Annotated in this window: 8 protein-coding genes; 1 reads left to right on the top strand and 7 read right to left on the bottom strand. The window is 61.0% G+C overall.

Features of this window, described 5'->3' with window-relative positions; all coding sequences use genetic code 11:
* Positions 1-173: 173 nt before the first annotated feature.
* The 5 genes from rplS to rpsP all read right to left on the bottom strand — a co-directional run bounded on the left by rplS (position 174) and on the right by rpsP (position 6,133).
* Complete coding sequence (gene rplS, locus HMPREF3104_RS10595) at positions 174-521, bottom strand: 50S ribosomal protein L19 (RefSeq protein ID WP_052203798.1); 348 nt, start codon at positions 519-521, stop codon at positions 174-176.
* Positions 522-625: 104 nt separating this feature from the next.
* Positions 626-2,950 carry a Tex family protein gene (locus HMPREF3104_RS10590; RefSeq protein WP_070495805.1) on the bottom strand — a complete coding sequence of 775 codons (2,325 nt, stop codon included), beginning with the start codon at positions 2,948-2,950 and terminating at the stop codon, positions 626-628.
* A gap of 101 nt (positions 2,951-3,051) precedes the next feature.
* Entirely contained in the window at positions 3,052-4,227 is a 1,176-nt protein-coding gene (gene trmD / locus HMPREF3104_RS10585) for a tRNA (guanosine(37)-N1)-methyltransferase TrmD (RefSeq protein WP_052203795.1), read from the bottom strand.
* Entirely contained in the window at positions 4,220-4,720 is a 501-nt protein-coding gene (gene rimM, locus HMPREF3104_RS10580; protein WP_083279079.1) for a ribosome maturation factor RimM, read from the bottom strand. Before rimM ends, trmD begins: the two co-directional genes overlap by 8 nt.
* A gap of 900 nt (positions 4,721-5,620) precedes the next feature.
* The gene (gene rpsP / locus HMPREF3104_RS10575; protein ID WP_070495802.1) at positions 5,621-6,133 is read right to left on the bottom strand and encodes a 30S ribosomal protein S16; all 513 of its coding nucleotides are present in this window, start codon (positions 6,131-6,133) and stop codon (positions 5,621-5,623) included.
* Between the two features lie 239 nt (positions 6,134-6,372).
* Between rpsP and HMPREF3104_RS10570 the strand changes: the two genes are divergently transcribed.
* Positions 6,373-8,520, top strand: coding sequence for an acyltransferase family protein (locus HMPREF3104_RS10570; protein WP_070495800.1), 2,148 nt, complete (start codon positions 6,373-6,375; stop codon positions 8,518-8,520).
* A 35-nt stretch (positions 8,521-8,555) separates the two neighbouring features.
* Here the strand turns inward: HMPREF3104_RS10570 and ffh are convergent, their stop codons facing one another.
* Complete coding sequence (ffh, locus tag HMPREF3104_RS10565) at positions 8,556-10,202, bottom strand: signal recognition particle protein (RefSeq protein ID WP_070495799.1); 1,647 nt, start codon at positions 10,200-10,202, stop codon at positions 8,556-8,558.
* A gap of 101 nt (positions 10,203-10,303) precedes the next feature.
* Entirely contained in the window at positions 10,304-11,956 is a 1,653-nt protein-coding gene (gene ftsY / locus HMPREF3104_RS10560) for a signal recognition particle-docking protein FtsY (protein ID WP_083279078.1), read from the bottom strand.
* Positions 11,957-11,960: the final 4 nt, after the last annotated feature.

The following is an 11,960-nucleotide window of genomic DNA, read 5'->3' as shown; positions in this document are numbered from 1 at the left end:
CAAGTCACATCCGTAACAAATCAATTTGTTTGCAATGAGGCGCATGTGACTGGTGGGGTTAACGCAGGTCAGCATCCCAAACACCCCAGCACCCCACCAAACGAAAAACACCCCGCCGCCAACCAACGTTGACAACGGGGTGCAAGGAAAGGGGCCAGTAAGGGCCCTGCTGCCTAGCGGCGCTCCTTGATGCGGGCAGCCTTGCCACGCAGGTCGCGCATGTAGTACAGCTTCGCGCGGCGAACCTTGCCGCGGCGAACGACCTCGATCTTCTCAATGTTCGGGGAGTGAACCGGGAAGGTACGCTCAACGCCGATGCCGAAGGAAATCTTGCGGACGGTGAAGGTCTCGCGGATGCCGCCACCCTGGCGACGCACCACAAAACCGGTGAAGACCTGGGTACGGGTTACGTTGCCCTCGATAACCTTGACGTGCACGTCAAGGGTGTCGCCGGGGCGGAAGTTCGGGATGTCGTCGCGCAGCTGACCTGCGTCGACCAGATCGATGATGCCGTTGCTCATGGCAGCATTCCTTTACTTTTACGGACAGAGGAACCTAGCGGCCACGAAGGCTCGACCGGTTCGTATCGTGTACAACAACTCGAAACATGTTACATATCGCCCGGTCAGTTACCAAATCCGGCACGCTTGAGGGCATCGGCCATCGAACCGCCTTGAGCTCCCTTTGCTTGTCGACGCCCACGTCCCCCTCCCCGACCGCCCTGACCACCCCGACCGCCCCTGCCAGAGTTCTTGCCTGCCTGCTGGCGCGGTTGCTTGCCGGGTTTGGCGGTGGAGGGGTTAGCGGGGTCGTCGTTAAGCCGAAGCGAAAGGCCGATGCGGTTGCGAGCAACGTCTACATCCATGACCTTGACTTTGACTACCTGGCCAGAGCGGACAACGTCGTGCGGGTCGGAAACGAAGCGGTCGCTCATCGCGGAGACGTGCACGAGGCCGTCTTGGTGAACGCCGACATCCACAAACGCGCCGAAGGCAGCGACGTTGGTCACGGTGCCCTCTAGGATCATGCCGGGTTTGAGGTCTTTGACTTCGTTGACGCCTTCTTTGAAGGTGGCGGTCTTGAACTCCGGGCGTGGGTCGCGGCCGGGTTTGTCCAGCTCGGCGATGATGTCGGTCACCGTTGGTACGCCGAAGGTGTCATCAGCAAAGTCCGCCGGGGCAAGCTTGGTCAGCACTGCGGTGTTGCCAATCAGCTGGGTGGTGTCCAGGCCGGTTGCAGACGCGATGCGCTCAACCACCGGGTAGGCCTCCGGGTGCACGGCGGAGGCGTCCAGAGGGTCCGTCCCGCCTTGGATGCGCAGGAAGCCCGCAGCCTGCTCAAACGCCTTCGGCCCCAGACGTGGCACCTTGCCCAGCTCCTTGCGGGTGGTGAAGCTGCCGTGCTCGTCGCGGTAGGCCACGATGTTCTTCGCCACCGTGTTAGACAAGCCCGCCACACGCTCAAGCAGCGGCACCGAGGCTGTGTTGACGTCCACGCCGACGGAGTTCACCGCATCCTCCACCACCGCGTCCAGCATTTGGGCCAGGGCGGTCTGGTTCACGTCGTGCTGGTACTGGCCAACGCCGATGGACTTCGGATCCACCTTCACCAGTTCCGCCAGCGGGTCCTGCAAGCGGCGCCCGATGGAGACCGCGGAGCGCAGCGAGACGTCCATCTCCGGGAACTCCTCTGCTGCGATCTCGCTTGCGGAGTAGACAGAGGCGCCAGACTCACTGACCACCACAGGCGTTGGGCGTGTGCCGCCGGCCTTGGCAATCATGTCCGCCACCTCGCCGGCAAGTTTCTCCGACTCACGCGAGGCGGTGCCGTTGCCCACGGCGATCAGCTCCACACCGTGCTCTGCAGCCAGGGAGGCGAGCTCTGCGCGCGAAGCATCCCAACGGTTCTGCGGCTGGTGCGGGTAGACAATCGTGGTTGCCAGTACCTTGCCGGTGCCGTCCACAACCGCGCACTTCACGCCGTTGCGGTACCCCGGGTCCAGCGCCAAGGTGACGCGCTGGCCGGCAGGAGCCGCCAGCAGTACGTCACGCAGGTTCGTCTTGAACACCTCCAGTGCGCCCTCTTCGGCTTTTTCTTTGAGACGCATACGCGCATCCACATTCGCCGAAATCTGCAACTTGGTGCGCCACCCCCAACGCACGGCCTTGGCCAACCACTCGGAGTCCTCCACCGGCAGGTTGAAACGCTGCGCGATCATGCCCTCGTAGACGGACTCATCGCCGGGGTCGAGATCCAGGGTGAGCACGCCTTCGTTCTCCCCGCGCAACAGCGCCAGAATTCGGTGGCTAGGCAGCTTGGCAAAGTCTTCAGAAAAGTCGAAGTAGTCCGCAAACTTCGCGCCTTCCTGTTCTTTGCCTTCCACAACAGTTGCGCGCATGGTGCCCTCGGCGTAGACGCGGTCACGCACCGCACCTACCAGGTCAGCGTCGGTGGCGAAGCGGTCCACCAAGATCGCACGTGCGCCGTCAAGCGCGGACTTTGCATCCGGGAAGCCTTCGCAGAGGAACCCTTCGGAGGCGGTTTCGGGGTTGGTCGTTGGGGCGTCGATAAGTAATTGTGCAAGCGGCTCAAGCCCTGCCTCGCGCGCGATGTCCGCTTTGGTCTTGCGGCGCTTCTTGTACGGCAGGTAGAGGTCCTCCACGCGCGCCTTCGTATCGGCCGCAAGGATGTCGCGCTTGAGCTCATCGGTCAGCTTGCCCTGCTCATCAATACTGGCCAGCACTGCCTCTTTGCGCTCGGCCAACTCCACCAGGTACGTGTTGCGTTCCTCGATGTGGCGCAACTGCGCATCATCCAAACCACCGGTGGCTTCCTTGCGGTAGCGCGAAATAAACGGAACCGTGTTGCCCTCTGCCAAAAGGCGAAGCGCCGCCTCCACTTGGGAGGGGCGCACGTGAATTTCTGTCGCGATTGTTGCTGCGATAGTCATTCGCCGAAGTTTAGCGTGACCCCTTTTACAGCAACGCCTGGGCCAGAAGGGAGCCCACAACACACGAGGTGAACACTGTGCTCGAACACTGCGGTCGTGATTTATACCACGCGCGTCGAGCCGTACCAGTCCGCTCCCCTGGGCAGCGCTGCTACCACAGCTTTGGTCGCCTCCACCGGCTCAAGCGCCGTGCGCCCACGAACCGTCAGTTTCACCAACGGCTCCAGACACGGCCTGCCCTCACGGCGCTCATACTCGGTCTCCAGCATGGACGGCCCGAAGCACACATCCGTACCTCGCTCCACAGCCTTAATGGATTCCACCCGGTAGCCTGCCTTCTTCAGCGCTCGGCGCATGTGCTTTTCAACGCCACGCCGCCACCCCAACACATCCAACTCCGTCACCACGTCCTGGGCGTAAAGCATGAAACGATCTTCATCGCTCAACCGCGCAGTCTCAAGCAATTCCGGGCGTACCGCACTCGTGCGTTTCAGCGACTGCTCGCGGCGCCACTGCTCCACCTTGGCGTGATCGCCTGAAGTCAACACCGCCGGCGCTTCAATGCCACGCCACACCCGCGGTTTGGTGTAGCTAGGCCCTTCCAACAAGCCGTCAGAAAAGCTGTCATCTTCATGGCTTTCGGTATTGCCCAGCACGCCGGGGATCAGGCGGGTGACCGCCTCTGCAATCACCAACACGGCCACTTCCCCGCCGATAAGTACGTAATCCCCAATAGACACTTCGCGTACGCGGTAGCGCTTCGCTGCGTCTTCAAACACGCGCTGATCAATGCCCTCATAGCGCCCGCAGGCAAACACGATATGTTTTTCGCGCGACCAGGCCTGTGCGTCCGCCTGGGTAAACGGTGTGCCGGCAGGGGTGGGAACCAAGAGCAACGGCTTCGTCGCGTCCTCTTCCGAGGCGTCTTCGGCCTTTGCGTATGGACGCGGCGCTACCTCCGCCACGTCATCATGGCGAAGCTTGTCATTTCGGTGTTGGACCGCCGTCTCCAAGTCAGCACCGACGCGGCCCTGCGCAACGCTGTCGAGTGCGGGCCCCCACACCTGCGGCTTCATCACCATGCCGGGGCCACCACCAAGTGGCGGCGAATCTACAGACTTGTGGTTTCCCGTAGCCCAGTCACGTAGATCGTGCACGCCAACAGTCAAAATCCCCTGCTCAATCGCCTTGCCCAACAGTGCATGGCGCAAAGGTTCGAGATACTCGGGGAAAATCGTGATGACGTCTAAACGCAGCTTGTGATCCTGATTAGACATCAAGCAAGCCCTCGGGCGGGGTGATCTCCAGATACCCCTCATCCAGGTCGATCACTGGCACGAACTCCATCACAAACGGCACGAGCACTTCCTTGCCTTTGTAATCAATCTCCAGAATCTTGCGATTCGGCGCATCCATCACGCCGGTAACTTCTCCGACCTCGTTGCCACCGTGTCGTACCTTCAAACCGATGAGCTCATGGTTGTAATACTCATCAGAGTCCTCGTCGCGCTCAAGCGGCTCGGCGAAAAACTTCATACCCCGCAAGCTATCTGCCACAGTACGGTCGGGGACCTCCTCGAAACTGACCAAGAGGCGCTGCTGATGCGGACGCACCGTCTTCACCGTCAGCTGTATTTCTTTGCCTGTCTGCCGGCCCGTGAGCACTTCCCCAACCACAATGTGGTCCTCGGATTCGTCTGCCAGCAACTCAACGGCAACCTCGCCACGAACCCCGTGGGATTTCACCACCCTGCCGATAAGCATTTCCATGGGGGATAAGGCTACCAGCGATAGATGCGGCTACTACCCCAGCCTGCGTCCAACTTCCAGGATGTCCCCTTGACCAACTATCTGAGGGAACTCTCTCGCGGCCCCGTCCTCTCCCACCATCATTTCGCCTACTGGGCGAATGAGCGGTTCATACCCCCTTGGTTCCAATGGTGGGCAAGATTACACTTGCCATTAAATTAGTCAATGCAATCCCCCCACCAGCTCGCAGCTGTCACATCCGACTATCGCGGAGAAGCTGATAAGTGAAGTACCCATTCAACAACTTCACTGTCTACACAAACGCTAGATCGGCATACGGGAACGGAGAATAAATTATGTCTAACAAGCTAGTTTTCGCCGCTATCTTCATCGGCGTTTTCGTTCTAACCGGCTTCCTTCTAGTTACGCTAATAGCTCTAGCCACAGCGAATGTAGGAGTTGTCGAATTCCTAATCGTCGCTACCGTATCAGGAGTTGTTGCATTTATCTCGGCTCGACACGGTAGAAATGTCAAGGCGAGAAGAGATACGCGCGATTAGTGAAGTAATAATGGCACTGTCCATGAGCCGAATTATCTTTCCAGGTTCCCGCAACTGACTAGTTCGAGGCCTGGGGGCAATTGGAAATGCGCGGCGGTTTTTCTCCAACTGCGAGCTACACCGTGGGAAACTCCCGCTGCGGTGGGTTAAAGGCCTTGCCGAATCGCAGCGCATCAGCGCCGACACTTCCGCATCGTCCCAGCCACAGTCATCCGCGCGGGAGCACGCAGCCGATGACGCGGACTTGGTCTCCGCCGTGCTGGCCGCGCGGGCGTTCGGGATAGCGTGCGGGAAGCCTTAGAAAAGCAGGAAAGCCCGCACACCACATGGGTGCACGGGCTCTTAGTGTGGAGAGATAGTTCTACTCCGCGCTCTCCTCAGCCGGAGCCTCTTCAGCGGACTCCTCAGCCTCAGCCTCAGCCTCAGCAGCCTCAGCGGCGGCGGCAGCCTCGGCCTCAGCAGCAGCCTTTGCCTCTGCGTCTTCCTTAGCCTTCTTGCGCTTCTCGGTGATGGCCTCAGCGGTCGGGCCGTTGTTGGCCTCCTCGAGAGCCTTGTTGAACAGGTCAAGCTTGGACGGCTTCTCCTCAGCAACCTTCAGGGAGCCTTCTGCACCCTCAAGGCCCTTGAACTTCTGCCAGTCACCGGTGACCTTCAGCAGCTGCAGAACCGGCTCGGTCGGCTGTGCGCCAACGCCCAGCCAGTACTGTGCACGCTCAGAGTCGATGCGGATGAGCGACGGCTCTTCCTTCGGGTGGTAGATGCCGATGTTCTCGATGTAACGGCCATCGCGGCGGGTACGTGCATCAGCGATAACAACACGGTACTGCGGGTTACGGATCTTACCCATACGCTGCAGCTTGATCTTTACAGCCATGATTCTTCCTTCAAGGTCACTGGGCAGTGCAGGCACTCGCCGCTTTTCGACGAGCCGGTTCAGCCCCTGGTTTTCCCTGCGCGTGACTGGCCGGGCGGACGTATCCGGATCACGGCTCTGACGCAGGACTTGAAAGATTGTAATAGCAGCACACCCACAATCCCAAACTGCACGTCACCCACACGCCACCCGCGGGTTGGTTTCCGTTCACCTCGCGTGACCGAGGTAGTGTTGCAGAAATGACCATACAAGGGCCAAACCGGGATACTACCAATCCCGGTACCTCCGGATCGCGCGCGTACCGCGTTGACCTCGACGGCCTGCGTGGCTACGCAATTGCCCTTGTTGTTCTCTTCCACGTTTTTGTTGGCAAGGTCTCCGGCGGCGTGGACGTCTTTTTGTTCCTGTCCGGGTACTTCTTCTTGGGTGGGCAGTTGCGTTACGCGCTGCGCCCCAACCCGAACCTGAACCCGTGGTGGCCATTCTGGCGCACAGTGCGAAGGCTTGTCCCGGCGCTGGTGGTGGTGCTACTTGCGTCCCTTGCGGGTGTGCTGCTGCTTGCACCGGAGCTGATGGGCGATGAACTTGCCGCCCAATTCACCGCCTCCCTGCTCTACTACCAAAACTGGCAGCTCACAGCGCAAGATGCGGCATACGCTGCCGCCAGTGACACTACGTCTCCCCTGCAGCATCTGTGGTCCATGTCTGTGCAGGGCCAGTTCTATATCTTCGGCATCCTTTTCGGGCCCCTGCTGGCATGGCTGGCTACAAAGACACAGTTCAACCGCGAGGCAGGACAGCGAGTAGCCATCATCGTGCTGGCTGTGGTCACCATCGCATCTTTTGCGTACGCCAGCCGCTACGGTCTTTTCGGCACGCCCGCGAACTACTACTCCACGTTCTCCCGTGCGTGGGAGCTCTCCTTAGGGGCACTCCTGTCTTTTGTGCCAGCCCGCTACTTCATCCCAGCACCCGCAAACACCTATACCGCAGGTCTTGGCGTAGTCCTGATCACCATTACGGGGCTGGTCATTCCCAGCTCGCTTGCGTTCCCTGGCCCGCTGGCGTTGCTGCCGCTGGCCGGTGCCGCACTAATCATTGTGAGCGGCAACGCCAACCCGGTGTCCAACGTGCTTGCTTCAAAGCCGATGACGTGGCTGGGCAACATCGCCTACTCGCTGTATCTCTGGCACTGGCCACTGTTGATCATTGTGACTGCCTCCGGCGGCTTTGATAGCCCGCCGCCGCTGGTTGGCGTGGCTGTCATTGTGGCTTCGCTTGCGTTGGCACACGTCACGCACGCACTGTTGGAGGCGCCGCTTCGTCAGCATCGCAAGCGTCCATTAGCAGGCGAGCACCCTGTGGCGGATGCCCGCAAGACGCTTCGCACCCCCGCCGGCGCTGGGCGCGCTGCCGGTGGTGTGCTGATCGCCGCGCTGTTCGTCGGGGCGCTGACCGTGCAGCCACTGTGGAACGCACGCGTGGATATGGAAGACCGACCGTTGGATCCCACCAGGTACCCGGGAGCGCTTGCGATCACGGGTGTGGACGTGCCCAGCATCGCCGCGAAGCCAGATCCGTCCCTGGTTGCCGGTATCTATCCGCCGATTGGCCACCAGGACTGCATGATCTTCCTGCCGGCACCTGCCGACGAAATGCCAGGACCGGACTGCGTCTGGGGTGACACCGAGGCAGACGTCACCGTTGTCATGACGGGCGGCTCACACATCGAGCCATTCGTCATCCCACTGGACATCCTGGGCAAGGAACACGGGTTCAGGGTTGTGCCTTACGTGCGCCAGGAATGCCCGCTGGTGATTGGCGGCGAGGATCGCTTAGACATCGTCTCTGAGGTCTGCGCCGAGTGGGGCGAACATGCCTTCGCGGAGATCGTGGCGCTGGACCCGGATCTTGTGATTTCCAACTCCACCCGCCCCGGCGGTCGTGCCGGTGCCGTGGATACGGCAGCAGATACCGTGCCGGACGCCTACGCCAACCTCTGGTACAACCTCGCGCAGAACGAGATCCCGTTTCTGGGGCTGCGCGATAATCCCTGGTTCTTCGACCAGTTTGGCAACCCCATGGACCCGAACTTCTGCATCGTCGCAGGCGGCACCGAGGCCGATTGCTCAATGCCTACGCGTGAGGTCTACCCAGAGCCCGACCCGGCCGCAGGCTATCTAGACGGCACGGATCACCTCTATAGCGTGGATACGTCTATCTGGTACTGCAACGAAACCACCTGCCCACCACAGATTGGCAACGTCTACATCTACCGCGACCAAAACCACATCTCGAACGCCTACGCGCGTTCACTGACCCCCCTGTTGTGGGAGGAGATGGCGCCAATCTTCGACGCCCTCAACCTCCCCCACTCCGGAAACTAGCCCGGGCAGTTAGCCCGCCCGGGCAGCTCAGGCAGTTAGAAGAACTTCCCCTTGCCCATACGCTTCATCGCTTCGTTGAAGTCAAGGTTGTTCAGGTCCATACCCTGCATCCCAGCCGGAAGCTGCTTCTGCAGTGCCTCAAGCTCCTTCGGGTCCGGCATACCGCCGCCCATACCCGGCATACCCGGGAAGCCGCCTGGCATGCCGCCGCCCATGCCCGGGAATCCACCCGGCATGCCGCCACCGGAACGCTTCACCGGCTTGCGCTTGCCATTTTTCCCCTTGCGGCCCTTCGGCTTCTTCTTCGTGGCGGAACGGCCACCCATTCCCGGTGCGCCTGGGAAGCCAAACTGACCGGCCATACGGCCCATCATCTTCTTCGCTTCAAAAAAGCGCTCTACAAGCTGATTCACGTCAGCGACGGTGACGCCGGAACCGGCGGCAATACGCTTCCGCCTTGAAGCATTAAGGATCTTCGGATCCTGACGCTCCTGCGGGGTCATGCCGCGGATGATGGCCTGGATGCGATCCAGCTGCTTCTCATCCACCATGTCCGCCATCTGGTTCATCTGCTTGCCGCCCGGCATCATCTTCAGCAGGTTGCCAATCGGGCCCATGCGGCGGATCATCAAAAGCTGATCCAGGAAGTCCTCCAGCGTCAGCTCACCGGAGGCAAGCTTGGTCGCCGCAGCTTCTGCATCCTTCTCGTTGTAGGTCTGCTCTGCCTGCTCAATCAGGGAAAGCAGGTCGCCCATGCCAAGGATTCGGCTGGACATGCGGTCCGGGTGGAAGACATCGAAGTCATCGAGCTTTTCGCCTGTCGACGCAAACAGGATCGGCTTACCCGTCACCTCACGGATAGACAGCGCAGCACCACCACGGGCGTCACCATCAAGCTTGGTCAGCACCACGCCAGTGAAGTCCACGCCGGCGGCAAACGCCTCGGCGGTGGACACCGCGTCCTGACCAATCATCGCGTCAATGACAAACAGAACCTCATCCGGGTTCACCGCATTACGAATGTTGCGGGCCTGGGTCATCAGCTCTTCATCAATACCGAGGCGACCCGCGGTATCGATGATGACCACGTCATTCTTATTCTGACGTGCGTACTCCACACCCTGGGTAGCTACTGCCACCGGGTCACCATGGGAGGTGCCCATCTCGTGTGCATACGAGTCGGTGGAGGTACCCGGGTCCGGCGCGAAGGTAGGCACGCCTGCGCGCTCACCGACAATCTGCAGCTGCTGCACCGCGCCCGGGCGCTGCAGATCACACGCCACCAACAGCGGGGTGTGCCCCTGCTTGGACAGGTGCTTTGCCAGCTTTCCGGCGAGTGTGGTCTTACCAGCACCCTGCAGACCTGCAAGCATGATCACAGTCGGCGGGTTCTTCGCCAACTGCAGACGGCGAGTTTCGCCGCCGAGGATGTTCGTCAGCTCCTCATCAACAATCTTGATTACCTGCTGTGCAGGGTTCAGCGCCGCGGATACGTCTGCGCCGAGTGCACGTTCCTTGACGCGCTTAATAAAGGTCTTGACCACAGGCAGCGAGACATCCGCCTCCAGCAGCGCGATGCGAATCTCGCGCGCGGTGGCGTTGATGTCATCCTCGGTGAGCTTTCCTTTCCCGCGCAGGCCACCAAGGGCCGATTGCAAGCGATCGGACAATGACTCAAACACGTCGCGTACTCCTGTGAACTAATCGCGGATACGTAAAAATAACTCCAACCAGCCTAGCGCCTGCGCACGTTGAGGCCGAAACCCGTCTGTTGGCCGAGCAACTAACCCAAAAGCGCGTCGACGAAGCTTTCCACCTCAAACGGCGCCAAATCATCAGCGCCCTCGCCCAGGCCGACCAGCTTCACCGGCACACCGAGCTCCTCCTGTACCTGGAAGACGATGCCGCCCTTGGCGGTGCCATCCAGCTTGGTCAGCACCACACCGGTGATGTCTACAACCTCACGGAACACGCGCGCCTGCGCGATACCGTTTTGGCCAACCGTGGCATCCAGCACCAGCAGTACCTCGTCCACGTTGGACTTCTTCTCTACTACGCGCTTGACCTTGCCCAGCTGATCCATCAGACCAGTTGCGGTGTGCAGGCGTCCTGCGGTGTCCACCACCACAACGTCTGCGCCCTGGTCCACGCCCGTAGCCACAGCGTCGAAGGCAACGGAAGCCGGGTCCGCCCCCTCCTTGCCGCGCACGGTGGATGCACCAACACGGCGACCCCAGGTCTCAAGCTGGTCTGCTGCCGCCGCACGGAACGTATCTGCCGCGCCAAGGACCACGGTGTGACCCATGGACACCAGCACACGCGCAAGCTTGCCGGTGGTGGTGGTCTTGCCTGTGCCGTTAACACCAACAACCAGGATCACGGCCGGCTTGCCCTCATTCGGCATGGCCTTAATCGAACGATCCATATCTGGACGCGCTGCCTCGATCAGGGTCTCGCGCAGCATCGCGCGGGCCTCAGCCTCGCTGGAGACACCGCGCTGTGCAATCTTCTCACGCAGCGAGTCCACGACCTTCATAGTCAGCTGCGCACCAAGATCCGCCATGATGAGCGTGTCTTCGATTTCCTCCCACGCGTCTTCATCCAAATCACCCGCGGTCAGAATGCCCAGCAGGCCCTGACCAATCGCGTTCTGGGAGCGCGACAGGCGCCCACGCAGTTTGCCAATTCGGCCAGCCGCCGGCTCAATCTGCTCAATCTGCGCCTCAGCAGCCGGCGCCGGGGTGACTACTGCATCCTCGGACACCTCGACATCCTCAGCCGCCAGGGCCTCCTCCGCACTGTCAGCCGCAACCGCCGCGGCAGCCGCAGCTTCAGCAGCGAGAGCCTCATGCTTTTCGACGTCCACCGGCTCCGGTTCCACAACCGGTTCTTCCTCAACTACCGGCTCCGGTTCCACGACCGGCTCAGGTTCGGAAACTGGCTCGGGCGCGACAACCGCCTGAGACTCCGGCTCCGGGAAGGGCTTCGGCTCTTCCTGCTCAACCGCAGCCTGTGCATCAACTACAGCCTCTTCTGGCTGATTAACCTGCTCGACCTGTTCAGCCTGCTTCTCCTGCTCGGCGGCGAGCTGCTCTTCTAGGTGCGACGCAAGGCCCGACGCTTGGGGTTCTACCGGGGGTTCTACCGGCGCCACTGGCTCGGCAGGGGCAGCAGGCGCAGCTGCGGGCTCGCGCCGTACTGGCTCCGGCTGCTTCGGTGCGGCGTCGGCCTGCGCGAAGTTAAACCCGCCCTTGGCCTGGTAGTTGCCAGACTTCTCCTCGCGGGTGAGCTGCTTCGGCTCGGCAGATTCCACCTGCTTTTCAAAGGAGACGGTCTTCGCCTTCTTGCGCTGCTTTCCGGCAATGATGATGCCCAGAATGATCAGCAGTAGTACGACTACGCCAACGACTACCCACAGAACTGTCATGTTTGTCATGCAC

It is taken from the genome of Corynebacterium sp. HMSC30G07 (assembly GCF_001806945.1).
Lineage (GTDB): Bacteria > Actinomycetota > Actinomycetes > Mycobacteriales > Mycobacteriaceae > Corynebacterium > Corynebacterium riegelii.
The sequence above is the reverse complement of the archived record's forward strand: the minus strand, read 5'-3'. Positions and strand labels throughout refer to the sequence as shown.